This is a genomic window from Xanthomonas sp. NCPPB 4037 (genome assembly GCF_041475695.2).
Lineage (GTDB): Bacteria > Pseudomonadota > Gammaproteobacteria > Xanthomonadales > Xanthomonadaceae > Xanthomonas > Xanthomonas campestris.
In genome coordinates this window covers 4,887,284-4,912,059 of sequence record NZ_CM191261.1, presented here as the reverse complement: position 1 = coordinate 4,912,059, position 24,776 = coordinate 4,887,284, and the positions used below count along the sequence as shown (strand labels likewise).

Annotated in this window: 20 protein-coding genes and 1 other RNA gene; 15 read left to right on the top strand and 6 right to left on the bottom strand. The window is 67.1% G+C overall.

What is annotated here, in order from left to right; genetic code table 11:
- The first annotated feature begins 2 nt into the window (after positions 1-2).
- From ACCQ01_RS21595 to ACCQ01_RS21560, 8 genes are all read left to right on the top strand, one after another.
- Positions 3-524, top strand: a complete 522-nt coding sequence (locus tag ACCQ01_RS21595) for a TRAP transporter small permease (protein ID WP_042596637.1) — start codon at positions 3-5, stop codon at positions 522-524.
- Positions 524-1,807: a TRAP transporter large permease gene (locus ACCQ01_RS21590; protein WP_005989684.1), complete on the top strand. Its 1,284-nt coding sequence runs from the start codon at positions 524-526 to the stop codon at positions 1,805-1,807. The genes ACCQ01_RS21595 and ACCQ01_RS21590 overlap by 1 nt, the downstream gene beginning before the upstream one ends.
- Positions 1,808-1,905: 98 nt before the next feature.
- Positions 1,906-3,486: a family 43 glycosylhydrolase gene (locus ACCQ01_RS21585; RefSeq protein WP_019237104.1), complete on the top strand. Its 1,581-nt coding sequence runs from the start codon at positions 1,906-1,908 to the stop codon at positions 3,484-3,486.
- Positions 3,487-3,626: 140 nt separating this feature from the next.
- Positions 3,627-4,685 carry a LacI family DNA-binding transcriptional regulator gene (locus ACCQ01_RS21580; RefSeq protein ID WP_228432811.1) on the top strand — a complete coding sequence of 353 codons (1,059 nt, stop codon included), beginning with the start codon at positions 3,627-3,629 and terminating at the stop codon, positions 4,683-4,685.
- Between the two features lie 919 nt (positions 4,686-5,604).
- Positions 5,605-6,459, top strand: coding sequence for a 5-dehydro-4-deoxy-D-glucuronate isomerase (kduI, locus tag ACCQ01_RS21575; RefSeq protein WP_228432810.1), 855 nt, complete (start codon positions 5,605-5,607; stop codon positions 6,457-6,459).
- Positions 6,460-6,618: 159 nt separating this feature from the next.
- Positions 6,619-7,374 carry a 2-dehydro-3-deoxy-D-gluconate 5-dehydrogenase KduD gene (kduD, locus tag ACCQ01_RS21570; protein ID WP_011035409.1) on the top strand — a complete coding sequence of 252 codons (756 nt, stop codon included), beginning with the start codon at positions 6,619-6,621 and terminating at the stop codon, positions 7,372-7,374.
- A 159-nt stretch (positions 7,375-7,533) separates the two neighbouring features.
- Positions 7,534-8,196, top strand: a complete 663-nt coding sequence (locus ACCQ01_RS21565; protein WP_228432809.1) for an RpiB/LacA/LacB family sugar-phosphate isomerase — start codon at positions 7,534-7,536, stop codon at positions 8,194-8,196.
- A 290-nt stretch (positions 8,197-8,486) separates the two neighbouring features.
- On the top strand, positions 8,487-9,605 hold the full coding sequence (locus tag ACCQ01_RS21560) for a GDSL-type esterase/lipase family protein (RefSeq protein ID WP_228432808.1): 1,119 nt from the start codon (positions 8,487-8,489) through the stop codon (positions 9,603-9,605).
- A 286-nt stretch (positions 9,606-9,891) separates the two neighbouring features.
- Here ACCQ01_RS21560 and ACCQ01_RS21555 read toward each other — a convergent pair whose 3' ends face one another.
- Both ACCQ01_RS21555 and phhA read right to left on the bottom strand, forming a co-directional pair.
- A complete protein-coding gene (locus tag ACCQ01_RS21555; protein ID WP_019237100.1) occupies positions 9,892-10,536 on the bottom strand; it encodes a DMP19 family protein in 645 nt (214 codons plus the stop codon).
- A 410-nt stretch (positions 10,537-10,946) separates the two neighbouring features.
- Entirely contained in the window at positions 10,947-11,837 is an 891-nt protein-coding gene (gene phhA / locus ACCQ01_RS21550; RefSeq protein WP_228432807.1) for a phenylalanine 4-monooxygenase, read from the bottom strand.
- A 127-nt stretch (positions 11,838-11,964) separates the two neighbouring features.
- Between phhA and ACCQ01_RS21545 the strand changes: the two genes are divergently transcribed.
- From ACCQ01_RS21545 to ACCQ01_RS21535, 3 genes are all read left to right on the top strand, one after another.
- Positions 11,965-12,447, top strand: a complete 483-nt coding sequence (locus tag ACCQ01_RS21545) for an Lrp/AsnC family transcriptional regulator (protein WP_011035414.1) — start codon at positions 11,965-11,967, stop codon at positions 12,445-12,447.
- 262 nt (positions 12,448-12,709) lie between these two features.
- Positions 12,710-14,938 carry a TonB-dependent siderophore receptor gene (locus tag ACCQ01_RS21540; protein WP_228432806.1) on the top strand — a complete coding sequence of 743 codons (2,229 nt, stop codon included), beginning with the start codon at positions 12,710-12,712 and terminating at the stop codon, positions 14,936-14,938.
- A 173-nt stretch (positions 14,939-15,111) separates the two neighbouring features.
- A non-coding RNA gene (locus tag ACCQ01_RS21535) (sX9 sRNA) lies at positions 15,112-15,186 on the top strand.
- A 287-nt stretch (positions 15,187-15,473) separates the two neighbouring features.
- On the opposite strand, the gene ACCQ01_RS21530 is transcribed toward ACCQ01_RS21535, so the two are convergent.
- The 3 genes from ACCQ01_RS21530 to ACCQ01_RS21520 all read right to left on the bottom strand — a co-directional run bounded on the left by ACCQ01_RS21530 (position 15,474) and on the right by ACCQ01_RS21520 (position 18,989).
- A complete protein-coding gene (locus ACCQ01_RS21530) occupies positions 15,474-16,511 on the bottom strand; it encodes a patatin-like phospholipase family protein (RefSeq protein ID WP_228432805.1) in 1,038 nt (345 codons plus the stop codon).
- A 351-nt stretch (positions 16,512-16,862) separates the two neighbouring features.
- Positions 16,863-17,879, bottom strand: a complete 1,017-nt coding sequence (locus ACCQ01_RS21525; protein WP_228432804.1) for a TIGR00266 family protein — start codon at positions 17,877-17,879, stop codon at positions 16,863-16,865.
- Between the two features lie 273 nt (positions 17,880-18,152).
- Positions 18,153-18,989: an ABC transporter ATP-binding protein gene (locus tag ACCQ01_RS21520; RefSeq protein WP_228432803.1), complete on the bottom strand. Its 837-nt coding sequence runs from the start codon at positions 18,987-18,989 to the stop codon at positions 18,153-18,155.
- Between the two features lie 154 nt (positions 18,990-19,143).
- On the opposite strand from ACCQ01_RS21520, the gene ACCQ01_RS21515 reads away from it, so the two are divergent.
- From ACCQ01_RS21515 to ACCQ01_RS21500, 4 genes are read left to right on the top strand one after another with little or no spacing between them, the layout of a single operon-like run.
- Positions 19,144-20,349, top strand: coding sequence for a DesA family fatty acid desaturase (locus ACCQ01_RS21515; RefSeq protein ID WP_115577617.1), 1,206 nt, complete (start codon positions 19,144-19,146; stop codon positions 20,347-20,349).
- Between the two features lie 28 nt (positions 20,350-20,377).
- Positions 20,378-20,731, top strand: a complete 354-nt coding sequence (locus tag ACCQ01_RS21510; protein WP_115541323.1) for an EF-hand domain-containing protein — start codon at positions 20,378-20,380, stop codon at positions 20,729-20,731.
- Between the two features lie 60 nt (positions 20,732-20,791).
- Positions 20,792-21,529, top strand: a complete 738-nt coding sequence (locus ACCQ01_RS21505) for an ATP-binding cassette domain-containing protein (RefSeq protein WP_011035421.1) — start codon at positions 20,792-20,794, stop codon at positions 21,527-21,529.
- The gene (locus ACCQ01_RS21500; protein WP_228432802.1) at positions 21,526-22,998 is read left to right on the top strand and encodes an ABC transporter permease/substrate-binding protein; all 1,473 of its coding nucleotides are present in this window, start codon (positions 21,526-21,528) and stop codon (positions 22,996-22,998) included. The genes ACCQ01_RS21505 and ACCQ01_RS21500 overlap by 4 nt, the downstream gene beginning before the upstream one ends.
- A gap of 535 nt (positions 22,999-23,533) precedes the next feature.
- Here the strand turns inward: ACCQ01_RS21500 and ACCQ01_RS21495 are convergent.
- Positions 23,534-24,715 (bottom strand): aminotransferase class V-fold PLP-dependent enzyme, encoded by a 1,182-nt coding sequence (locus tag ACCQ01_RS21495; protein ID WP_228432801.1) that lies wholly within the window; start codon positions 24,713-24,715, stop codon positions 23,534-23,536.
- Positions 24,716-24,776: the final 61 nt, after the last annotated feature.

Below are 24,776 nucleotides of genomic sequence, written 5' to 3'. Positions count from 1 at the left end.
CGATGACCGAACCCGCATCCGTCAACGTGCCGGTCGCGCCATTGCAGCGCGCGCTGGACCGCGTTTCCAACTTCGCCATCGGCGTGGCAGCCATTGCGCTGCTTGGCTTGGTGGTCGTGCAGGGCTGGCAGGTGTTCACCCGCTACGTGCTCAACGACTCGCCCAGCTGGACCGAGCCGGTAACGCTGCTGTTGCTCAGCACCGCGCTGAGCCTGGCCGCCGCCGCCGGCGTGCATACCAACCGCCATTTCGGCTTCTATCTGCTCGGCGAACACATGCCGCCACTGGTGCGCCGCGTGTTCGACGTGATTCGCCCGGTGATGATCATTGCCATCGGCGCGGTGCTGGCCTGGTGGAGTGCAATCCTGTTGCTGGACGGGCTGGACATCAAGATGGCCGGCGCGCAGATGCCGCAGAGCATCAACTACCTGCCGCTGTCCATTGGCGGCGCGCTGATGGTGGTGTTTGCCTTGTACAAGTTGTGGCGTGTGCTGCGCCCGATCCACACCGGAGGAGTGCGCTGATGGGCATCGCCATGTTGTTGGGAACCTTTGTGGTGCTGCTGCTGATCGGCGTGCCGGTGGCCTACGCCCTGGGCGCGGCGGCACTGGCCACGTTGCTGTATCTGGACCTGCCTACGGTGGTGCTGGTGCAGCAGATTTCCGCCGGTAGCGGCTCGGCGTCGTTGATTGCGATTCCGCTGTTTATCTTTGCCGGCGAGCTGATGCTGCGTGGTGGCATTTCCGAACGCCTGATCGCGCTGGCGTCATCGCTGGTGGGGCGTGTGCGCGGTGGCCTGGGCCAGGTCAGCGTGCTGTCGTCGCTGTTCTTCGGCGGCGTGTCCGGCTCGGCGATTGCCGACGTGTCGGCGGTTGGCGGCACGATGATTCCGCAGATGATCAAGCGCGGCTACGACCGCGATTACGCGGTGAACGTGAGCATGACCGCCGCGCTGGTGGCGTTGCTGGTGCCGCCTTCGCACAACCTGATCCTGTTCTCGGCTGCGGCCGGCGGTGGTTTGTCGATCGCCGATCTGTTCGCGGCCGGCATCGTGCCTGCGTTGCTGATGACCGCCGCCATGATGGTCACCGGCTATGCGGTGGCGCGCCATCGCGGCTACGGCACCGAGCCGTTCCCGGGCTGGCGTGCGGTGGCCTTGCGCCTGTTCGGCGCACTGCCGGGCCTGGGCCTGGTGGCGCTGATCTTCATCGGTATCCGCGCCGGCATCTTTACCGCGGTGGAGAGTGCGGCCATCGCCGTGGTGTATGCGTTGATCGTCACCGCATTGCTGTATCGCCAGCTGCGCTGGGCCGAGTTCTTCGCGGCGGTGACGCATGCCGCGCGCACCACCGGCGTGATCCTGTTCGTGATCGCCACGGCTGCAGTATTCGGCTGGTTGCTTGCGTACCTGCAGGTGCCGGCGGCGGCGGTGAAGTTCCTGCAGGCCATTGCCGACAGCAAGAACACCGTGCTGCTGATGATCGTGGTGATGCTGCTGCTGCTGGGCATGTTCATGGACCTGGCGCCGAAGATCCTGATCTGCACGCCGATCTTCCTGCCGGTGGTCAAGGCCTACGGCATCGACCCGATCCACTTCGGCTTGGTGATGGTGTTGGCCGGCGGTATCGGCTTGATCACTCCGCCGATCGGCTCGGTGTTGTTCATTGGTACCTCGATTGGCGAAATCACCGTGGCCCAAAGCATGCGCACCATCTGGCCGTTCTGGCTGGCGGCGTTGTGCGTGTTGCTGATCGTGGCGTTCTTCCCGGAGCTGTCGCTCTGGTTGCCCAGGGCACTGCGCGCGTAAGCGCCAGTGCCGGCGGGAGTCTCCCGCCTTCATCCAGCGGCCGGCGCTCCAGGTGCCGGCCGCTGCATCGCCCCGCACACCGGGGACAAGGAGAGAGCATGCGGTTTCGAACCACCCCCCTGGCCCTGCGTTGGCTGACCACCGGGCTGCTGCTGTGCGCCAGCCTGGCCACCGCCGCCGACTGGAAGCGCGGCATCGAGCACCAGCGCATCGCCGATCAAGGCAATGGCACCTTCCTCAACCCGGTCTTGGCCGGCGACCATCCCGACCCGTCGGTGCTCAAGGACGGGCAGGACTACTACCTCACGCTGTCTTCGTTCGACGCCTACCCGGGCCTGCCGATCTGGCATTCGCGCGATCTGGTCAACTGGCAGCCGCTGGGCCATGCCATCACCCAGAACGTCGGCGCGATCTGGGCACCGGACCTGATCAAGCACGGCAAGCGCTACTACATCTACTTCCCGGCGCGGCGTGGCGACCAGGGCGAGCGCAGCAACTTCGTGGTATGGGCCGATGACATCAAGGGCCCGTGGAGCAAGCCGATCGACATCGGCCTGGGCAAGTACATCGACCCCGGTCACGCAGTGGGCGAAGATGGCAAGCGCTACCTGTTCCTGAGTGGCGGCGACTATGTGCAGCTGTCCGACGACGGGCTGAAGGTGGTCGGCACGCCCAAGCACGTCTACGACGGCTGGAAATATCCGGAAAGCTGGGACGTGGAAGGCTACGCCCAGGAAGGGCCCAAGATCACCCGCCATAACGGCTGGTACTACATGACCACCGCGGTGGGCGGCACCGCCGGCCCGCCGACCGGGCACATGGTGATCACCGCGCGCTCGCGCTCGATCCATGGCCCCTGGCAGAACGCACCCAACAACCCGATCACCCGCACCAAGAGCGCCGACGAGCCGTGGTGGTCGCGTGGCCACGCCACCCTGGTGGAAGGCACCGACCAGCGCTGGTGGATGCTCTACCACGGCTACGAGCACGGCTTCTGGACGCTGGGCCGGCAGGCCTTGCTCGACCCCATCGAGTGGACGCCCGATGGCTGGTTCGTGGCCAAGGGCGGCGACCTGGGCACCCCGTTGAAGAAGCCCAGCGGCCAGGCCCTGCCGCACGGCCTGGCATTGTCGGACGACTTCCGCGCCGCAACGCTGGGCCCGCAGTGGTCGTTCTTCAACCCGGCCGCCGACGAGGCCAAGCGCCTGCAGGTGGGCGATGGCGTGCTGCGCCTGCAGGGCAAGGGCAGCGCGCCGCGCGATGCCTCGCCGCTGACGGTGATCGCCACCGACCAGGCCTACCAGTTCGAGGTACAGATGACCGTTGCACCGGGCGGGCAGGGCGGCGCGCTGCTGTTCTACAGCGACAAGCTCTACGCCGGGGTGGGCAGCAATGGCGAGAACTTCGTCATGCACCGCTACGGCGAAGAACGCCCGGCCAAGCTGGCGCCCAGCAGCAAGGGCGGCGCGCTGTGGCTGCGCGTCACCAACAACCGCCACATCGTCACCATCCACACCAGCACCGACGGCACCACCTGGACCAAGTACCCGGTGCAGATGGAAGTGTCCGGCTACCACCACAACGTGGCCGGCAAGTTCCTGGCACTGAAACCGGCGTTGTACGCCGCCGGGCAGGGCCAGGTGGAGTTCCGCAACTTCCGCTACCGCGCCCTGGACTGACCGTTCTGCATCGCCAGGCATGCCGCGGCGCCACTGGCCGCGGCCCGCCACAGGGTGCGAAACGGGACATCGGCAGGCTCCGCTAGGGCCTGCTGGCCCGCTGGCCGGTAGAATCCAATCAACTCGAACGGTTGACCGCTATGCCCGCCCGCAAGAATCCCGAAGAGGGAATGCCCGGCCTGCCGAAGGGCAAGGTAGCAACGATCAACGACATCGCGCGGATGTCGGGCGTGTCCAAGAAGACCGTCTCGCGGATCATCAACAACTCGCCGCTGGTGCGGCAGGACACCCGCGAGAAGGTCGAGGCGCTGATGCGCGAGGTGGGCTACGCGCCCGACCCGCTCGCCCGCGGGTTGGCGTTCCGGCGCTCGTTCCTGATCGGCATGGTCTACGACAACCCCACTGCCCAGTACATCGTGGACATGCAGTACGGCGCGCTGGACGCCTTGCGTGGCTCCAGCTTCGAGCTGGTGGTGCACCCCTGCGACAGCCGCAGCCCGGGCTATATCGAAGGTGTGCGCCGGTTTGCCCAGGCGCAGAAGCTGCACGGGGTGATCCTGGTGCCGCGTGCCTCCGAGGACCAGGCGCTGGCCGACATGCTGGCCGAGATCGGCTGCCGCTACACCCGCATCGCCTCGATCGCGCTGGACACCACCTCGCAGACGGTGATCACCCATGACCGCGACGGCGCCGCCGAGGCCGCCGACTACCTGCTCTCGCTCGGCCACCGCGACATCGCCCTGGTCACCGGCCCCAGCGCCTACCGCTCCTCGGTCGAGCGCACCTCGGGCTTTGCCGACGCGCTGACCCGGCGCGGCATCGAACTGCCGCCCGAGCGGATTGTGGAAGCCGGCTATACCTTCGAATCCGGCGTGGCCGCGGCCGAAAAGCTGCTGCTGGGCAAGAAGCGCCCCACCGCCATCTTCACCGGTAACGACGAAATGGCTGCCGGTATCTACAAGGTCGCGCTGCGCGCCGGCATCAACATCCCGCGCCAGCTGTCGGTGATCGGCTACGACGACAGCTCGCTGGCCTCGCGCCTGTGGCCGCCGCTGACCTCGGTGCGCCGCCACACCCGCGACACCGGCCGCACCGCCGCCGCCATGCTGATCCAGCCCGACAACGCCCCGCAGCTACCCACCGCCAGCGTGCGCCCGCACCTGATCGTGCGCGACTCCTGTCAACCGCCGGAAGATTGAGGGAGGTCAAAGCCTGGGGAGGGACGCCAAGCAAAGCAAAGCGCTGGCGATTCACTTGTGATGGCGCGTGGCGACGCGTTGGTCATGGCAGGCGTTGGCAATCCACCGAGGCGCACCCTCATCCGGCGCTACGCGCCACCTTCTCCCGGAGGGGAGAAGGGAGTGGGCCCCTCTCCCTTCGGGGCGAGAAGGCACGGCTTACGCGCCATGGGCGCGCGTGCCTTGGAGCGCCCGCGGCGCAAGCGCGGGCCGGGGCGCGGGGGTTGGGGTGAGGGTACGGCGGCAGACCGCCATCTGCGAAAGCTCAGCCATGAGCTCAGGTAGGGGGCGCATAAGCCTCCCCCGACCAAACCAAGCCGTGCCCCCGATATAGCGCGCCGCCTCGCACCCTCATCCGGCGCTACGCGCCACCTTCTCCCGAGGGGAGAAGGGAGTGAGCCCTTCTCCCTCCGGGGCGAGAAGGCACGGCTCACGCGCCATAGGCGTGCCTTGGAGCGCCTGCGGCGCAAGCGCGGGCCGGGGCGCGGAGCGGGGGTTGGGTTGAGGGTAGGGCGGCAGACCGCCATCTGCGAAAGCTCAGCCATGAGCTCAGGTAGGAGGCGCATAAGCCTCCCCCGGCCAAACCAAGCCGCGCACCCGATATAGCGCGCCGCCTCGCACCCTCATCCGGCGCTATGCGCCACCTTCTCCCGTAGGGGAGAAGGAATCAAAGCCCCTCTCCCTTCGGGAGAGGGGTTGGGGTGAGGGTAGGGCGGCAGACCGCCATCTGAGGAAGCTCAGCCATGAGTTCAGGTAGGAGGCGCAGCCGCCAGCCCCACGCGCCGCTTTCGTGCACTGCGCAATGACACCGGTTTACCAGAGCCGGTAGAATGGCGTGGTGCGGGCTTTCATTCCCCCTCGCTTGCCACCGGAGATGCGCATGTCCCTCTATTGCAAGACCCACTACGCCACCCATCCGGACGCCCTCAAGGGCGCCAGCAACGACACCCTGCGCGAGCTCTACCTGCTCGACGGCCTGTTCGTCGCCGATGCGGTGACCCTCAAATACACGCACTACGAGCGCTTCGTGCTCGGTGGCGCCGCCCCGGTCGGCAAGACGCTGGAACTGCCCAAGCAGACCGAGCCCGCCTCGGCGGCCGGCCACCCGTTCCTGGAACGGCGCGAGCTGGGCGTCATCAATGTTGGCGCCGGCACCGGCACCGTCACCGTGGACGGCACCGCCTACACGCTTGGGCCCAAGGACGGCCTGTACGTGGCGATGGGCAGCACCGAGGTGAGCTTTGCGTCTGCCGATGCCGCCAACCCGGCGCAGTTCTATCTGGCCTCGACCCCGGCGCATGCGCGCTTCGAGACCAAGCAGCTGTCGATCAAGGACGCGGTGGCACTGGAGCGCGGCGCGCTGGAAACCAGCAACGAGCGCACCATCTACCAGTACATCGTGCCGGCCACCTGCCAGTCCTCGCAGCTGCTGCTGGGCCTGACCGTGCTCAAGCCGGGCAGCGTCTGGAACACCATGCCGCCGCATCTGCACGACCGCCGCAGCGAGGTGTATTTCTACTTCGATCTTGGCGCCAACGACCGCGTCTATCACTTCATGGGCGAGCCGGACGCGCAGCGCCACATCGTGATCCAGAACAACGAAGCGGTGGTGTCGCCGCCGTGGTCGATCCACATGGGCGCCGGCACCAGCAATTACGCCTTCATCTGGGCGATGGGCGGCGAGAACCTGGATTACACCGACATGCATGTGCTGGACATCTGCCAGCTCAAATGACGCTGGCGCTTGCAAGGCAATACTTAATCAGCGCAATAACTCGGTTAATGCGATTCACCAGCCAAGTTAATGCGATAGCTCCATCAATGCGTGGCCGCGCAGCGCGCGGACGCAACGCACTCATCCAACGTGGCATCACCCAGCAGGAGCGATAAGGTAATGAGCAATCCGTTCAGTCTCGAAGGCAAGGTCGCACTGGTCACCGGTGCCAACACTGGCCTGGGCCAGGGCATCGCGCTGGCACTGGCAGAGGCGGGCGCCGACATCGCCGCCGCCGGCATCCAGGCACCGACCGAGACCGAAGAAAAGGTCAAGGCGATGGGCCGCCGTTTCGTCGCCATCGAAGCCAACCTGATCAGCATCGAGCCGGTGCAGCGCATCCTCGATGAAACCCTCGCCGGCCTGGGCCGCCTGGACATCCTGGTCAACAATGCTGGCCTGATCCGCCGCACCGATGCGGTGGATTTCAGCGAGCAGGATTGGGACGACGTGATGAACGTCAACCTGAAATCGGCCTTCTTCATGTCGCAGGCTGCCGGCCGCCACTTCATTACACAAGGCAGCGGCAAGATCATCAACATCGCCTCGATGCTGTCGTTCCAGGGCGGCATCCGCGTGCCGTCCTACACCGCCAGCAAGTCCGGCATCGCCGGCATCACCCGCCTGCTGGCCAACGAGTGGGGCAGCAAGGGCGTGACCGCCAACGCCATCGCCCCCGGCTACATGGCCACCGACAACACCGCGCAGCTGCGTGCCGACCAGGACCGCAACAAGTCCATCCTGGACCGCATCCCGGCCGCGCGCTGGGGTGTGCCGGCCGACCTCGGCGGCGCGGCGGTGTTCCTGGCCAGCAGCGCCTCGGACTACGTCAACGGCGCGATCATCCCGGTCGACGGCGGCTGGCTGGCGCGCTGAGAAAAATGCGTCGTTTCCTTCTCCCACCGGGAGAAGGTGCCCGCAGGGCGGATGAGGGTCGGTATGCACGCGCACAACCCCGACATGCATGACGTCCGCCACGCAAGCACGCATCAACCACATTCCAACCAACTTCCCCAACGAAATCGGAGCATTCCCATGAAAATTGCACTCATGAATGAGTTTAGCCAGGCCGCCAAGAACCCGGTGATCCTGCAGCAGCTCAACGAGGTCGCCAGCGAGCAGGGCCATGACGTGTTCAACGTCGGCATGGACGGCGACAACGACCACCGCCTGACCTACATCCACCTGGGCATCGTCGCCAGCCTGCTGCTCAACGCCAAGGCCGTGGACTTCGTGGTCGCCGGCTGCGGCACCGGCCAGGGCGCGATGATGTCGCTCAACGCCCACCCGGGCGTGTTCTGCGGCTACTGCATCGAGCCGACCGACGCCTACCTGTTCGCGCAGGTCAACAACGGCAACGCGCTGTCGCTGGCGTTCGCCAAGGGCTACGGCTGGGGCGCGGAAATCAACGTGCGCTACATCTTCGAAAAGGCCTTCAGCGGCGAGCGTGGCCTGGGCTATCCGGCCGAGCGTCGCGAATCGCAGGCCGCCAACGCCGGCATCCTGACCCAGGTCAAGCAGGCCACCGCCAAGTCCTACTTGGACGGCCTGCGCGCGATCGACCCGGAGCTGATCAAGCAGGCGATCGGCGGTGCGCGCTTCCAGCAGTGCTTCTTCGACAACGCCCAGGACGCGGAGATCCGCAGCTTCGTCGCCGGCCTGCTCGGCAAGAGCGAAGCCGCTGCAGCAGCTGCTTAACTAGCCCCGCAGCGCTAAAGCCCCTCTCCCGCCGGGGCGAGAAGGCACGGCTTGCGCGCCATTGGCGCGCGTGCCTTGGAGCGCCCGCGCCGCAAGCGCGGGCCGGGACGCGGAGCGGGGGTTGGGGTACGAGGCGAAGTGGTCGATGCGTCACTCATAAGGCGCGTGGCGACGCGTTTGTCATCACAGGCACTCGCAGTCTCTGAGGCGCCCCTCATCCGCCCTTCGGGCACCTTCTCCCGATGGGAGAAGGGACACCGCGCTGTCCTAAACACTCTTCCGGAGCCACCATGCGTCTGCTTCTCTTCGCATCGTTGCTGCTGCTCTTGGCAAACATCGCCCGCGCCAATCCACACTACATCTTCATCGCCGGTGATTCCACCGCCGCCGAATACGGCACCGAGCGCGCACCGCAAGCCGGCTGGGGCCAGATGCTTCAAGGCTGGTTCGACCCGGCGCAGTGGCAGGTCCACAACCACGCCAAGGGTGGGCGCAGCACACGTAGTTTTATCGCCGAAGGGCGCCTTGATGCCATCGCAAAACAATTGCAACGCGGCGATGTGCTGCTGATCCAGTTCGGCCACAACGACGCCAAGCGCGAAGACGCCACGCGTTACACCGATCCGCAAGGCGACTACCAGCAGTTCCTGCGCCGCTTTATTGCCACCGCGCGCGACAAAGGCGCCACGCCGATCCTGATCACCCCGGCCGCGCGATTGCTCTACGACTTCGGCGCGCTGCTCGACACCCACGGCCGCTACACCCTGGCCATGCAGCAACTGGCCGCGCAGGAGCAGGTGGGCCTGATCGATCTCAACGGCAGCTCCAGCGACTGGATCCGCGCGCTCGGCGAACAGGCGGCCAAACCGTATTTCCTGTTCGTGCCCGAACAAGCCAAGGCCGATGGCACCCACTTCAGCCAGGCCGGCGCCACCGCCATGGCGTGCCTGGTCGTGCATGGTTGGGTGCAACTGCAGCCGGCGCTGAAACCCCAGCTACGCCGCGATGCCGATTGCGGCGCGGCGCCGGACACCGCTGCGCGCCGCGCGGCGCAGGTGCATCCCTCGCTGGTGGTGCATGAGCGCGATCTGCCGCGCAGCCAGCCCGGCCCACACGGCGGTGCTGGCCCCACCACCGCCTATCCGTTCTTTGCCGACGCGCCGGAGTTGAAGTTCGTGCTGCGCAAGCGCGTGCTGCACAAGGGCGCCGGCATCGGCCTGCATCTGCACGACAAGGACGAGATCTACTACGTCGTCAGCGGCCGCGGCCTGTACGCGCTGGATGGCAAACAGTACGAAGTGGGCGCCGGCGATGCACTGCTCACCCGCCCCGGCAGCACGCATGCGCTGCAGCAAGTGGGCGAGGAGGATCTGGTGATCCTGCTGACGTATCTGGCTGCCAAATCCTGAGCCACCTGCGGTGCCGAGGCTCGGTGCAGTGCGATGCACGGCTCGATGACGCGATGCGTTGCTGAAAAGAATGCGCCGTTCGCCGAGCACGCAGCGCGTTTAACGTTGTTACCGCGTTACCGCGTTACCGCGTTACCGCGTTACCGCGTTACCGCGTTACCGCGTTGCACGTTGTGGCGTTGCATGTCGTGCAGCCGAGGTCATCAAGCGCAGGCGGTGCAGTGCGGCCGCAGGAATGCCACATCGAAGTGGCCTGCGGCGCTGTTCAACCGTCACCGCAACTGCCTCAGGCCTTGTCCACCCCGTAGTGGATCAACCCCAATCGCGCCAGCGCGCTGGACTGGCGGTAATACACCTCTTCCCAGCCATCCACGCGCTGACGGTCGGTTTCGCTCATCGCATCGAGAATGTCTTCGATGCTGAGCAGGTCCGGATCTTCTTCGAGCCGCTCGAACACCGCGCCCAGGCCATCGATCGCCTGGCGCACCTGGCTTGCACCCATCGCGGTGAGCGCCTGCAGCGCGCAGCTGCGGGTCAGGGCATCCCAGTGGTCGAAGTAGCGCGCGTAGCCGCTGTCGCTCATGTCCGCGTCCAGGCGGGCCAATGCCACCAGCTCACGTTCGCCCGGCGTCAGTGCATCAAAGCGCCCGCGCACCGCCACCAGCCGCGCCTGTGCGCGTGCGGTGCGTCGGCGCCACAACAGCATCGGCATGTTGAGCAGCCCCTGCGCGCTGGGCGGCGCCACGGCGGGCCAGTTCACGCCATGGCTGTCGTCGGTGAGTTGCCACTGCGCGCGCTGCGCTGGCGTGGCCTTGGCCAGCAGCCGCTGCGCCTGGATCGGCTCGTCGATGCGCATGCCGTTGTCCAGCGTAAACAGCAGGCGCGTGTCGTCCAGCTCCAAGCGCCGGATGCGGAGGTGCGTCAGGTCCATGGGCAGCAACGGTGTGGGGAATCCTGACCTTAGTGCGGGCCGGCGGTGCTGTCGAGTCGGTGCGCCGAGGTCGAGCGCGCTTGCGGTGTCTCGACCCGCTGACTGACGCTTTGGCTGCCCGGCGATCCGCCACCGGTCGAACCGTGCAGTGGCGATGGAGTGGGCACGTGGTACACGGGAAAGCAGCAACATTGGTGCACGTGCCGACTCCTATCGACACCGAAGCACTTCTCGCAGCTGGCAGCGCTTGCAGCAATGCGGTGCACCGGCGACGCATGCAGTGCGTCTAGCTCGCCTCAGGTAGGCGCTTCCTGCGCAAGAGTGCAGGCGCTAGCGCGCCATCATCACCGGCTGCGAATCAGCGCAAGCGCCACCACGCCAGGCCGAACACACCGGCGCCAGCCAACCCCTCACACGTCGCCGTCGCGGCTCCAACCTTCGCCGCTGCCGCGTTGCAGGACGTGGTCGGTTGCCAGCACCTCGCCGGCCGGCACCTGCGGCTGTTGCGCAAGATCGGCATAGATCGGGGTGAAGTCCGGGGCGGTGGCGTCCATCAACTGCGCAAAGCTGTCGATGACGAAGTAGGTCTTCTGGAAACTGTCGATGCGATAGCGCGTGCGCATCACCCGCTGCAGACCGAAGCCCACCCGGTTCGGCGCCGCCGATTCCAGCGAATGCAGCGATTCGCCCTTGGACGAGACGATGCCCGCGCCGTAGATGCGCAGCCCCTGCGGGGTGGCAATCAGGCCGAATTCCACCGTGTACCAGTACAGCCGGGTGAGATTTTGCAACGCGTCCGGGCCAATTCCGTGCGCCTTGACGCCACCGCGCCCGTAGGCCTGCATGAAGTCGGCAAACAGCGGATTCATCAGCAGCGGCACGTGCCCGAACAGGTCATGGAACAGGTCCGGTTCGGCGATGTAGTCGATCTGGTCCGGGCGGCGGATCCACCAGGTCACCGGGAAGCGCCGGTTGGCCAGGTGGTCGAAGAAATCCAGCTCCGGCAGCAGCCCTTCCACGCCGACCAGCGTCCAGCCGGTGGTCGCCTGCAGCACCGCGTTGAGCGCGTCGAAGCGCGGAATCTGGGTGTCGTCCATGCCCATCGCGTCCTGCGCCTGCAGGAACTCATCGCAGGCCCGCCCGACCAGCAGCGCGCGCTGCCGCCGGTACAGCGTGCCCCAGGTGGCGTGGTCGTCGGCGCTGTAACCATCCCACGGCTGCTCCACCACCGCGGTGGTGTAGACCGGCACATAGCCCTTGTCGGTGAGCTGGTTCTCGACGCGGCGCGGCGCAGTGTTCATGCGGTGTGGTTCCCAAAACGGATGGCTTCACCTTAGCCAAATGGCCACGCAACGGGATTGCGAATGTTGCGCACCGGCGGCCGTTAGACGCAAGATTCGTGCGTCATCGCTTGCTGCTGCGCAACATATGGATCAACCAATCGCCCTGGACCGCACCGATTTGCGCCTGCTCGCGCTGCTGCAGACGCAGGGGCGCAGCAGCAACGCCGAGCTCGCCGCGCAGGTCAATCTCTCGGCCTCGGCCTGCCTGCGGCGTACCCAACGGCTGGAAGCGGCCGGCATCATCGCCGGCTATGGCGCGCGCCTGGATGCGCGCGCGCTGGGCCTGGGCCTGCAGGCCTTCGTGCGGGTGCAGCTGGAACAGCATGGCCAGCCGGACATCGAGCACTTCGCCGCTGGGGTGCGCGGCTGGGACGAGGTGGTGGCCTGCTGGGCGCTCACCGGCGACATGGATTACCTGCTGCAGGTGCAGGTGCGCGACCTGGAGCATTTCTCGCGGTTTTTGCTGGACCGCCTGCTCAACGCCACCGGCGTGTCGGATGTGAATTCCAGCTTCGTGCTGCGCACGGTGAAGGCGCCGGAGGGCTTGCCGCTCTCGCATCTGGCGTAGGCAAGTGGGGGCTTAGACCGCCAGGGCTGCCAGGGGCGCACTCGCGCCAGCGAGCGCGGCACAGCGCCGCACCCGGTTCCGTGCGCTTGCTCAACAAACGATAACGATTTACATTTGCATAACACTGGCAGCGTCCAGCCGTGTCCCCCGTCGAACCGCCAGCCCATCGGGCCAGCCAGCTTGTCGTCCGGGTGGATGCCGACGCGTGCCCGCCGCTTCCTGTCACTGACGCGCCGCGTCTGCCCGATCGATGAGACCCCCGATGCCTGCCAAGACCCTTCCTCTGGCCACGCTGTCCGCTGCGCTGCTGTGCGCATTGACGATGACGCCCGCCGCCGCGCGTGCCGCCGACCTGGCCAACGCCAACGCCGACGCCGACGCCGACGCCAAAACGCTGGACGCGGTAAGCGTCAACGGCACCGTGAGCCGCGCGCAGCCGGCCACCACCACGCGCCTGCCGCTGACCCTGCAGGAAACCCCGCAGTCGGTGAGCGTGATCGGCCTGCAGCGGCTGGAAGACGAATCGCTCTTCAGCATCGACGATGTGATGCGCAACGTCACTGGCGTCAACGTGTCCTTCTACGACACCCAGCGCCCGCTGTATTTCGCGCGCGGCTTCCAGATCACCGACTTCCAGGTCGACGGCCTGCCCACCTATAGCGGTGCGACCAACCAGGAATACGACACCGTCTTCTACGACCGCATTGAGGTGATCCGCGGCGCCAATGGCCTGCTCACCGGCGCCGGCATTCCCTCGGCCACGGTCAACCTGCTGCGCAAGCGGCCGGGCAAGGAGTTTGATGCCTCGTTCGCGGTGAGCGCGGGCACCTGGGATTTCCGCCGCATGCAGGCCGACGTCAACGCACCGCTGAGCGAAGACGGGCGCTGGCGCAGCCGGGTGGTGGCGGCCTGGCAGGACCGCGATTACTACTACGACCGCTACCACGACACCAAAATGTCCGGCATGGCGGTGCTGGAAGGCGACCTGACCGAGAGCACCACCCTCACCGTCGGCTATCAGCGCCAGGACAACACCCCGGTCGGTTCGACCTGGGGCACGGTGCCGTTCTTTGCCGCCGATGGCGCGCTGGCCAATCTATCCCGCTCGACCAATCTGGCACCGGAGTGGACGCGCTGGCAGCGCGAAACCAGCACTGCATTCGCCAACCTGGAACAACGCATCGGCGAGGACTGGTTGCTGCGCGTCAACGCCGCGCACACCAAGGGCAACGTGCAGAGCCTGCGTGTGTACGGCACCGGGTATCCGGCCGCCGACGGTAGCGGCCTGTTCCTGCGCACCGGCGTGGGCGAAACCGAAGACACCCGCGACAGCGTGGATGTGTATCTGTCCGGCGGTTTCTCGCTGTTCGGGCGGCAGCACGATGTGGTGGTGGGCGGCAGCTGGCAGGATCTGCAATCCACCTCGTACGGGTTGGCGCAGACCTATCCGGACGACTGGGCCACCTGCCCCAATGCCTTTGGTCCGCCGGAGCGCTGCTATTTCATTCCCAACATCCGCAACTGGGACGGCAATGCCTCCGAAGTGACCTACGCACGCAACGGCCGGCGGAGCGAGGGGCGCACCACCCAGCGCGGCGTATATGCCTCCACGCGCTTCCGCCTGGCCGATCCGCTGTCGTTGATCGCCGGCGCACGCCTGAGTTCGTGGGAAACCCGCACCCAGGCCTTCAATACCAGCGGCGCCTACACCGGCACCAGCGGCCGTTATGAGGTGAGCGATGAAGTCACCCCGTACGTCGGCCTGGTGTACGACATCGTGCCGGATGTCTCGCTCTACGCCAGCTACACGGAAATCTTCAACCCGCAGAATTTCCGCGACAAGGACAACAACCTGCTCGCGCCGGTGGAAGGCTCCAACCTGGAAGCCGGCATCAAGGCGCAGCTGCTGGATGGCCGCGCGATGGCCACCGCTGCGGTGTTCGAAGCCAAGCAGGACAACTACGCGGTGCGCGACATGACCCAGCCGGAATCCTCGCTACCGGACGGCAATTCGGCCTACATCGGCATCGACGGCACCAAGAGCCGTGGCTGGGAAATGGATATCAACGGCGAGGTGCTGCCCGGCTGGACCATCAATGCCGGCTACACCCACGTCAAGGTCACCCGCGCGCCTACGGATGCGATCTACGCCAACCTGCCGGAGGACTATTTGCAGCTGTCCACCCAGGCGCGCCTGCCCGGCGCATGGGACCGGCTGAGCATCGGCGGCGGGGTGAGCTGGCAGAGCGCGGTCCGCGGCTTCAACATCGCGCGCCCCACCGGCGATGGCAGTGGCGCCACCACCCCGGTGACCGTGGTGCAGAACCCGTATGCGCTGGTGCATTTCAACGCCAACTACCGCATCAGCGAGCAATGGACCGCCACGCTGGCCGTGCGCAACGCCTTCGACAAGACCTACTGGGCCAACCTGGATTACCAGAACTACGGCGAGCCGCGGTTTGTGAGCGTGTCGCTGCGTTGGCGGTATTGAGGTGTTGCGGTTGATGTTGCGGGGTCATCGGTAACGCATCGCGGCCAAGGCCGCTCCTACAGGAGCGGCCTTGCGGCTATTGCAGGTGTGCCAACGGCGCGCATTGCCCTAAGAGCAGCTATCAAAACGACTGCGCAGCCGCCAGGCGGGCGCGGCCGGTGCTCGGAATCGGCATGTACCCACGTACATTCCGGTTCCTCCGCGCCGTCCGCACCCACCTGACGACTGCTCGCTACGTTTTGTTAGCCGCTCTAAGAACGCGCCGGCTGTCGTAGGAGCGGCCTAGGCCGCGAAGCCGTCCCGACACACCATCACCACACCCGGAAACGCCGTGCCGTCGTAGGAGCGGCCTTGGCTGCGACCACGTCCCGCCACACGCGCGGTTCTTCAACGCGCATCTCCACACACGCACGTCCTATCACGACAGACGTCGATCGCCTCTCGCCAAACGGCGCACATCCACCCGGCACGCCCTCCCGCTGATCGGCCTGTGACGTACGACCCACGCGCATCTACATTCGCACCAACGCGCGCATCAGGGCGCCATGCATTCCTCATCCTTGCCGCGCAACTTCTGCCAGCGCGAGCGTTCTTCCAGGCAGCGCTTGTACGCCTCCTGCTTTGCCGCCTTGGCCTGTTCGGCCGCACTGCGGGTGGCGCTGCTGCGCTGCGCCTGCAACTGCGCGATCTTGGCGCGGATCTGCGGCATCACCGCCATTGCCGCGCGTTCGCCTTCCAGGATCGCGGCGCCGCGCTGGTTGAAATCAGCCGAGCCGATGTCGTTGACCTTGGGGCGGATCACCACGTCGGCGCGCTTGAGTTCGGCCTCGCCCAGGCGCTGGCCCATGATCGAGATCGACTGGTTGACCGTGCCCAGCAAATCGCCGGGATTCTTGCCGCTGGCCTTGCTGGAAATATCCACCGCCACCACGAACTCGGCGCCGAGCTGGCGCGCCGCATCCACCGGCACCGGGCTGACCACACCGCCGTCCACGTAGTGGTACTGGCCAATGGTCACCGGCTCGAACACGCCGGGAATGCTGCTGGACGCGCGCACCGCCTGGCCGGCATTGCCGCGCACGAACACCGTGCGCTCACCGTCTTCCAGCCGCGTGGCGACCGCGGCGAACGGCTTGCGCAGTTTGTCGATCGGCTTGCCGCCGAGCTGTTCGTTGACGTAGTCCTGCAGCTTCTGGCCCTGCACCAGGCCACCGGAGAACAAGCGCACGTCGCGGATGCTGGTCTGGTCCAGCGCCACGGCCTTTTCCTGCATCTGGAACGCGTCCATGCCGCTGGCGTACAGCGCGCCCACCACGCTACCGGCGCTGGTGCCCGACACCACCACCGGTGCAAACCCGTTGGCTTCCAGCATCTTGATCACGCCGATATGCGCAAAGCCCTTGGCCGCGCCGCCGCCGAGCGCGACGCCGATCTTCACCGGCTTGGGCGCAGTGGCAGACGGCGCCTGCACCACCGGCGCGGGCGTGGCGGGACGCGGTTCGCCCCCACAGGCCGAAAGCAGGCCGATCAGCGACAGCAAGGCAAGGGAGTGTGGGCGACGGAGCGCAGTCATGGCGACGGAAACGTAGTTGGAAAGGCGAGGGAGAATACACGCGCACCCCCCAACGCCGCGCGTCCCATTGGTCCCTCGGCAGCCGGGCTGTGTCAGGGATGTAGCACGGCGCGCGCTGCCACCTGCGTGGCGATGCGCCTTCGGGAGCAATCACTGTGTCGCCGCGTGCCTTCACCCCAACCCCGGCGTCACGTGTCTGCCTGCGCGTGCGGTGCAGGCGTTCCGGAGCGCGCATGCCAATGGTGCGTAGACGGTGCCGCATCAGCGCCGCAGCAAAGCGCTTCAGTCAACCGCGGCTGGTGCGTTTATGGCAACGCGTCGCACCAGCCGCGGTCACCCTGCCTGCTGCGATCAGAACCGGTTGTCGCCATCCAGCAAGCGCCCCAGTCCACCCAGCACCGACCCTTCGCCGCGTTGTTGGCCACCGGCCTGCGGGGCGGCCTGCAGCATGCGGCCGGCCATGCGCGAGAACGGCAGCGATTGCATCCACACCTTGCCCGGGCCGGTGAGGGTGGCCAGGAACACGCCTTCGCCGCCGAAGAACATGCTCTTCAGGCCGGCGATGCGGCGCACGTCCATGTCCACGCTGGCGTGGTAGGCCACCACACAGCCGGTGTCCACGTCGATGCGTTCACCGGGCGCCAGGTCGCGTTCCACCACGGTGCCGCCGGCATGCACGAACACCCAGCCGTCGCCTTCGAGTTTCTGCATGATGAATCCCTCGCCGCCGAACAGGCCGGTGAGGATCTTGCGCTGGAAGGCGATACCCAGCGATACGCCGCGCGCACCCGCCAGGAAGCTGTCTTTCTGGCAGATCAGGCGGCCGCCGTGTTCGGACAGCCGCAACGCCAGCACGGTGCCGGGGTAGGGCGCGGCGAACGCCACCTTGGCCTTGCCGCTGCCGGCGTGCGTGAACACGGTGGTGAACATGCTTTCGCCGGTCACCACGCGCTTGCCGGCCGAGAGCAACTTGCCCATCAGCCCGCCGCTGCTGCCGCCCTGGCCATCGTGCGAGCCATCGCCGAACACGGTGTCCATCTGCACCGCGGCGTCCTTGTACATCAGCGCACCGGCTTCGGCGATCGCGCTCTCGCCCGGGTCCAGTTCGACCTCGACGAACTGCATGTCGTTGCCGACGATGCGGTAATCGATCTCGTCCGCGCGTGCGGCGCCTGTGCCGCTCAACGGCGGCGGCAGGCTGCCGGCGCCCTGCAATTCGGCCAGCTGGCGGGCGGGTGTCCAGCCGTCGAGGCCGTCGCGCCAGGCCAGCGCGTCGGGCTGGCGCTGCGCATACGCGCGGGCGCTGGCGTCATCAAGCGGGCCGATCCGGTCGGCCTGTCCGGGAATATGGAAATACCACTGTGCCATCGGGACGACTCCTGTCTGCGGTGCGCCGAGTCTAAGCGCAGCGGCCGGCCCGCTGTCCCCTGCCCAACGTCATGGCGCGGCGCACCGGTTGGGCAGGGGGGGGCGCCGCTTTCGCGCAGACCTGCACGACCCGCCGCGTGCACATTGCCGCCGCCAACGCGCATGGCACGGCCGCCAGCTCAGCCCGCGCATCGCACTGCACCGCACACCTTAGAGCGGCTAACAAAACGTAACGCCCGCCTGGCGGCTGCGCAGTCGTTTTGATCGCTGCGCTTAGTCAGCGCCCACTGTCGCCCAGTAGCGCTCGCCCTCGCGCTGCACCCGCACCGGGCCATCGAACGCTGCAGACAAACGCTCGTCGGTGAGCATGTCCGCGCGGCTGCCATCGGCCAGGACACTGCCGGCGCGCAGCAGGATCACCCGGTCGATCTCCGGCACGATTTCCTCGACGTGATGGGTCACCAGCACCAGCGTGATGCCTTGCTGGGCGAGGTGACGCATGCTGTCGAGCAGGTGCTGCCGCGCCACCAGATCCAGGCCGGTGGAGGGTTCGTCCAGCAACAGCGCCTGCGGCCGATTGACCAGCGCACGCGCGATCAGCACGCGCCGTGTCTCGCCGGCCGACAGCTCCGCGTACGGGCGCTCCAGCAACGGCAATGCACGCACCAGCGCCAGTGCTTCGCGTGCACGGGCGCGCATGTCGTCGCTGATCTCGCGGTGCGGCGGCACCACGTAGCTGGCGAAAAACCCGGAGAGCACGGCGCTTTCCACATCCAGCTCGGGCATCTGCGCCAGATTGCCGCTGAGATCGCCGCTGACGATGCCCAGATGCGCGCGCAGGCGGTCCACCTGCCAGCGTGTCTGCCCCAGCACCTTCACCGCGGGCTGGCCATCGCCACGCGCCAGCGGATACAACTCGCGCGTGATTAATTTGATGAAGGAGGATTTGCCGCAGCCGTTCGGGCCCAGGATGGCGGTGTGCTGGCCCAGCGCGATGCGCAGGCGCAAGGCGTGCAGCACGCGCACCTGGCCGCGGATCACGCTGGCCTGGTCGAGCTCGATCAGTGGCGGGGCATCGGGTGTGGCGGAGGAGTCGACGGCAACAGACATGCAGGTGGGATCGGGTAACGGTAAGGAAACGAGACGTGTGAACCGCTTTAGGAATGTAGGAGGCACCCTACGCATCCGAAGGGTGAAGTTTGCCGCCATCGCCCCCATCATGTCTGTATCCACCGACACGATGGCGCACTGCCTGGAGATGCCGATGTTGTCCGATTCGATCATCGACGTTCTGACCTCCGGCATCGCCGGCCTGGGCGTGTGGGGGATGCTGGCCGTGCTGCTGGTGTTCACCCAACTCACCATCTTCGCGGTGACCTTGTACCTGCATCGCAGCCAGGCGCACCGCGGTGTGGATTTCCACCCGGTCATCGCGCATTTCTTCCGTTTCTGGACCTGGCTCACCACCTCGATGATCACCCGCGAGTGGGTGGCGATCCATCGCAAGCATCACGCCAAGGTGGAAACCGAGGAAGACCCGCACAGCCCGCAGACCAAGGGCATCGGCCAGGTGTTCTGGCGCGGCGTGGAGCTGTACCGCGAAGCACGCGCGCAGCGGGCCGACATCGAGCAGTACGGCAAGGGCGCGCCCAATGACTGGATCGAGCGGCATCTGTACACGCCGCACGCCAACGCCGGCCCGATCGCGCTGTTGGTGGTGAACAGCGTGCTGTTCGGGCTGCCCGGTATCGCACTGTGGGCGATCCAGATGGCGTGGATTCCGTTCTGGGCCGCCGGCGTGGTCAATGGCCTGGGGCATTGGTGGGGCTATCGCAATTTCGAGTCCGCCGACACCTCCACCAACCTGACCCCGTGGGCGCTGTGGATCGGTGGCGAAGAACTGCACAACAATCACCATGCGTTCCCGAGTTCGGCGCGGTTTTCGATGCGGCGCTGGGAGCTGGACATCGGCTGGATCGCGATCCGCTGCCTGCAGGCGCTGAGCCTGGCCAAGGTGCTGCGGGTGGCGCCGTCGCTGGACATCCGCCCGAATATCGCCGTGCCCGATGCCGATACGCTCAAGGCGTTGTTGTCGCACCGCTTCCAGGCCATGACCGACTACCAGCGCAACGTGCTCAAGCCGGCCCTGCGCGAAGAGGCCGCCGCCACCGGTGCCAAGCTGCGCCAGTTGCTGCCGCGCCGCCTGCGCAAGGGCCTGGTGGATGATGGCCGCTGGCTCAAGCCCGATGCGCGCGAACAATTGCAACACTGGGTGGCGCAACGTCCGCGCATGCGCACGCTGGTGGAATACCGCGCGCGCCTCACCGCCGTGCTGGAAGCGCGCAGCCACGATGCGTCCGAGCGGCTCAAGCAGCTGCAGCAGTGGTGCCATGAAGCCGAAGCCAGCGGCAACGCGGCCTTGCAGGCGTATGCGGCACGGCTCAAGGGTTATGCGCTGAGTGGCACGTAACACGAGCGTTGCGCGCGCGGGCGTTTGCGTGCGTGCGCTGCTGCACGCGCTGCCTCGTGTGCTGGCCTGCGGGGCACTGTGCGCAGCGGCGGTGGCCGCGCAGGCCCAGGTGCAGGACAGCCAGCAGTATCTGCAACGCATGGACACCGATGGCGATGGTCGGGTCAGCCGCGATGAATATCTGGCCTGGATGAGCTACGCCTTCGATCAGCGCGACCTGGATCACGACGGGGTGCTGCAAGGCGAGGAGCTGCCGGGCCGGCGCGGCAAGCCGATCACCCGCGCCGCACACCGCGCCACGCTGGTGGAGCGTTTCGCACGCCAGGATGCCAATGGCGATGGCTATCTGAGCGCGCGCGAACTGCTGGCACCGCCGCGGTGAAACCTGCACGCACGTGCGCCTTCGCGCCCGTCTGACGCGGCGCCCGGCAAGCTCGGCCGCATGTTCACTCTCGACCAGGTCAGCCGTCGCTACGGCCAGGCCATTGCCCTCGACCAGGTCAGCCTGTCGTTCGCCAGCGGGGTCACCACTGCGTTGATCGGCCCCAGCGGCGCCGGCAAGTCCACCGTGCTGCGCATGTTGGTGGGCCTGGAATGGCCGGACAGTGGCAGCGTCACCTTCGATGGCGCGCCATTGCGGCGTGATGCGCTGCAGGCGCAGCGGCAGCGCATTGGTTACGTGATCCAGGAGGGCGGCCTGTTCCCGCACCTGGATGCACGCAGCAATGTGGTGCTGCTGGCGCAGACGCTGGGTTGGACGCCGCAACGTATCGCGCAACGCCTGGAGACCTTGTGCGCGCTGTGCCAGCTGCCGCCCGCGCTGCTGGCGCGCTACCCGGCCGAGCTGTCCGGGGGTCAGCGCCAGCGCGTGGGCCTGATCCGCGCCCTGATGCTGGACCCGCCGGCGCTGCTGCTGGACGAACCACTGGGTGCACTGGATCCGATCGTGCGCTACGACCTGCAGGCGCAGATGCGCGAGCTGTTCGCGCAGCTCGGCAAGACCGTGGTGCTGGTCACCCACGACGTGGCCGAAGCCGCGTATCTGGCCGACACGCTGGTGCTGATGCGCGCCGGCCAAGTGGTGCAGCAGGGCAGTGCGCGCACGCTGCTGGAACAGCCGGCCGATGCGTTCGTGCAGCGCTTTCTCACCGCGCAGCGCAGCATCGGTGATGCCGCATGATGCGCGCGCCGTTGATGGCTTTTGCATTGTTGATCTGCAGCGGTGTGGCGCAAGCCGCGCAGGTCACCATCGGCTCGAAGAACTTCACCGAAGCGGTGATCCTGGGCGAGATCGCCACCGCCGCCGGCCAGCGCGATGGCGTGCAGGTGCAGCACCGCGCCCAGCTCGGTGGCACGCGCATTCTCTGGCGCGCGCTGGAGACCGGGCAGATCGATGCGTACGCCGATTACACCGGCACGCTGGCGCAGGAATTGCTGCAGCTGCCCAAGGCCAGCCACGCCGAACTGCGCGCCGCACTGGATGCACGCGGCCTGGCAATGACCGACTCGCTGGGCTTCGAAAATACCTATGCGTTCGGCATGCGCCGGGAGCGTGCGCAGGCATTGGGCATCCGCAGCCTGTCCGATCTGGCTCGGCATCCGGACCTGAAGATCGGCCTGAGCAATGAATTCATGCAGCGTGCCGATGGCTGGCCCGGCGTGCGCGGCGCCTATGCATTGCCGCAGCGCGCCACCGGGTTGGATCACGACCTGGCGTACCGCGCGCTGCAGAGCGGGGCCATCGAGGTCACCGATCTGTACAGCACCGATGCGGAAATTCCGTACTACCAGCTGCAGGTGTTGCAGGACGACCGCCATTACTTCTCCGAGTACCAGGCAGTGTTCCTGTATCGCAAGGATCTGGCCCAGCGTGCGCCGAAGATGGTGGCCACGCTGCAAGGGCTGCAGGGGCGCATCGACGAAGCCACCATGCAGCGGCTCAACGCGCAGGTGAAGCTGGAGCGCAAGAGCGAAGCCGCCGTGGCCGCGCAATGGCTTGGCGTGGCGCCGGCATCGGCCACCGATGGCCGCGTTGCGCGCTTGCTGCAGCACACCTGGGAGCACCTGGCCCTGGTGGGCATCTCGCTGGGGCTGGCCTTGGTGATCGCATTGCCGCTCGGCGTGCTGGCCGCGCGCCGGCCGCGGCTTGGTCAGGTGGTGCTGTCGCTGACCGGCGTGCTGCAGACCTTGCCGTCGCTGGCGGTGTTCGTGTTCATGATCCCGTTGTTCGGCATCGGCGCCAAACCGGCGATTGCGGCGTTGTTTCTCTACAGCTTGCTGCCGATCGTGCGTAACACGCATGCCGGGCTGACTTCGATTCCGCGCGAGTTGCGCCAGACCGCCGAAGCCATCGGGCTGCCGGCATGGACGCGCTTGTGGCGCATCGAACTGCCGCTCGCGCGCCGCACGATCGTGGCCGGCATCCAGACCGCGGCGGTGATCAATGTGGGCACCGCCACCCTGGGCGCATTGATCGGCGCAGGCGGCTACGGCCAGCCGATCCTCACCGGCATCCGCCTGGACGATATCGGCCTGATCCTGGAAGGCGCCATTCCCGCCGCCGTGCTGGCCTTGCTGGTGCAGGCGCTGTTCGAAGGCCTGGAGCGCTGGGCCACCCCACGCGGGCTACGCCTGAGTCAGCGCGGTTGAGCAGCTGCAAGGTAGGGGCGCTTGCGCGCGACGGAGCTTGATCGGTAACGCCGCATCGCGCGCAAGCGCGCTCCTACAAGAGCGGGTGTCAGCACGTCCAAATGTTGAAGGCCGCAAAAGCGACGCAATCCATGCACGCTTCGCGCCATGCAGAACCCCAGCCACTTCATGACCCGTAGGAGCGCGCTTGCGCGCGACGCGGCTGTGCCGGCAATGCCCTCGCGCGACAGCGTTCTCCTACGCGCATCCGGGCATGAGTCGCCCAGGAGCGGTTTGCAGGGCAAGCCTGATCGCGGTCAGGCGCGCTCCTACAAAGGCAGGATGCCGGCACGATCAAAGCTCAGCGGTTGATGACAGACAGAAGCACCCGCAAAAAACGCTCACCGCGTGCGCTACTCAGCAAATCCGAACTACCGCATGAACCACGTAGGAGCGCGCTTGCGCGCGATGAGGCGTTACCGATAACGCCTCATCGCGCGCAAGCGCGCTCCTACAGGCGCCTGGGCCACCGCGCTGCACGTCGGCAACCCACCATTCACCCACGCGGCAGCGCAGCCACCAGCTCTGCAAGCGCCTGCCCGGTCACGCTCAGGTGCGGGGCAATGCGCAACCGTCCGTGTCGCTGCGTGCACACCGCGCCCAGCGCACGCAGCGTGGTGGCCACCGACTCCAGCTGCGCAGCCGGCGGTTGCAGCGCGGTCAGATGCGGCGCATGGCCTGGCGTGCACCAGCTGGCGAGCCCCTGCGCTTGCAGCGCGGCGTCCCACTGCGCGGTGAGCGCGCCCAACGCGTGCGCAATGCGTGCCGGTTGCCAGGCGGTGATCTGCTGCAAGGCGGCGGTCGCCATGGCCAGACGCAGCGGGTCAGCCACGCCACCGGCGTCGTAGCGGCGCGCACCAGCCCGGTAGTCGGGCGCTGCGGCGATGGGGAATTCCCAACTGCTGCCGGCATCGCGGCCACTCCAGTGTTCTTCGATCGGCACACCACGTGTGCGCCAGCGCGGCGCCACCCAGAGCCACGCCAGGCCCATCGGGCCCAGCAGCCATTTATGGCCCACGCTGACCACAAAATCAGGCCGCCAGCGCGGCAGATCGGTTGGCAACACGCCCAGGCTCTGGCTCAGATCCAGCACCAGCGCCGCACCGCGCGCGTGCACGGCGTCACTGATGCGGTCCAGGTCCAGTTGCCGGCCATCCAGCCAATAGGCGTGCGGCAGGCTCACCACGCGCAGCGCCGCCGTCTCGGTGATCGCCCGCAGCACCGCCTCGGTCAAGGGCTCCCCCGCTGCCATCGGCACCGCGACGATCTGCGCGCCCACCTCGGCGCAGCGGCGCTGCCAGATCAGCAGGTTGGAGGGGAACTGTCCTTCCAGCACCAACACGGCCTCGCCGCGTTGCAGCTGCAGGTTGCGCGCGGCCGTGGCCAGCCCGTGTGCGGCCGAGGGCACCAGCGCCACCGCATCGGTATCGCCATCGAACAGGCCCGCGGCCAACGCACGCAGTTGCTCGATCTGCTCCACCCATGCAGCGAACGACAACTGCCATGGCGTGGCTAGCGCATCGATGGCCTGGTGCGCCACCGTTTGCACGGCCCGCAGCATGGGCCCGCGTGCGGCGGCATCCAGATACGTCACGGCCGGGGGCAGCACGAATGCCTGCTCCCGCTGCGACCAATCCAGGGGTGTGGGTAGCGAACGGGACAACGGTGCGGCGCTCATGCGCACAGCTTAACGCGCAGCGACATGCCGCCCACACGGCGCGTTCACGGTCGCTCCCCAA

Bases quoted from the DNA above. Each gene is read 5' to 3' on its own strand.
- ACCQ01_RS21520 (WP_228432803.1), bottom strand. From the start codon at position 18,989: ATGTCTGTTGCCGTCGACTCCTCCGCCACACCCGATGCCCCGCCACTG.
- ACCQ01_RS21580 (WP_228432811.1), top strand. From the start codon at position 3,627: ATGCCCGCCCGCAAGAATCCCGAAGAGGGAATGCCCGGCCTGCCGAAG.
- kduI (WP_228432810.1), top strand. From the start codon at position 5,605: ATGTCCCTCTATTGCAAGACCCACTACGCCACCCATCCGGACGCCCTC.
- ACCQ01_RS21515 (WP_115577617.1), top strand. From the start codon at position 19,144: ATGTTGTCCGATTCGATCATCGACGTTCTGACCTCCGGCATCGCCGGC.
- ACCQ01_RS21585 (WP_019237104.1), top strand. From the start codon at position 1,906: ATGCGGTTTCGAACCACCCCCCTGGCCCTGCGTTGGCTGACCACCGGG.
- kduD (WP_011035409.1), top strand. From the start codon at position 6,619: ATGAGCAATCCGTTCAGTCTCGAAGGCAAGGTCGCACTGGTCACCGGT.
- ACCQ01_RS21590 (WP_005989684.1), top strand. From the start codon at position 524: ATGGGCATCGCCATGTTGTTGGGAACCTTTGTGGTGCTGCTGCTGATC.
- ACCQ01_RS21500 (WP_228432802.1), top strand. From the start codon at position 21,526: ATGATGCGCGCGCCGTTGATGGCTTTTGCATTGTTGATCTGCAGCGGT.
- ACCQ01_RS21565 (WP_228432809.1), top strand. From the start codon at position 7,534: ATGAAAATTGCACTCATGAATGAGTTTAGCCAGGCCGCCAAGAACCCG.
- ACCQ01_RS21545 (WP_011035414.1), top strand. From the start codon at position 11,965: ATGGATCAACCAATCGCCCTGGACCGCACCGATTTGCGCCTGCTCGCG.
- ACCQ01_RS21555 (WP_019237100.1), bottom strand. From the start codon at position 10,536: ATGGACCTGACGCACCTCCGCATCCGGCGCTTGGAGCTGGACGACACG.
- ACCQ01_RS21495 (WP_228432801.1), bottom strand. From the start codon at position 24,715: ATGAGCGCCGCACCGTTGTCCCGTTCGCTACCCACACCCCTGGATTGG.
- ACCQ01_RS21560 (WP_228432808.1), top strand. From the start codon at position 8,487: ATGCGTCTGCTTCTCTTCGCATCGTTGCTGCTGCTCTTGGCAAACATC.
- ACCQ01_RS21530 (WP_228432805.1), bottom strand. From the start codon at position 16,511: ATGACTGCGCTCCGTCGCCCACACTCCCTTGCCTTGCTGTCGCTGATC.
- ACCQ01_RS21595 (WP_042596637.1), top strand. From the start codon at position 3: ATGACCGAACCCGCATCCGTCAACGTGCCGGTCGCGCCATTGCAGCGC.
- phhA (WP_228432807.1), bottom strand. From the start codon at position 11,837: ATGAACACTGCGCCGCGCCGCGTCGAGAACCAGCTCACCGACAAGGGC.
- ACCQ01_RS21540 (WP_228432806.1), top strand. From the start codon at position 12,710: ATGCCTGCCAAGACCCTTCCTCTGGCCACGCTGTCCGCTGCGCTGCTG.
- ACCQ01_RS21525 (WP_228432804.1), bottom strand. From the start codon at position 17,879: ATGGCACAGTGGTATTTCCATATTCCCGGACAGGCCGACCGGATCGGC.
- ACCQ01_RS21505 (WP_011035421.1), top strand. From the start codon at position 20,792: ATGTTCACTCTCGACCAGGTCAGCCGTCGCTACGGCCAGGCCATTGCC.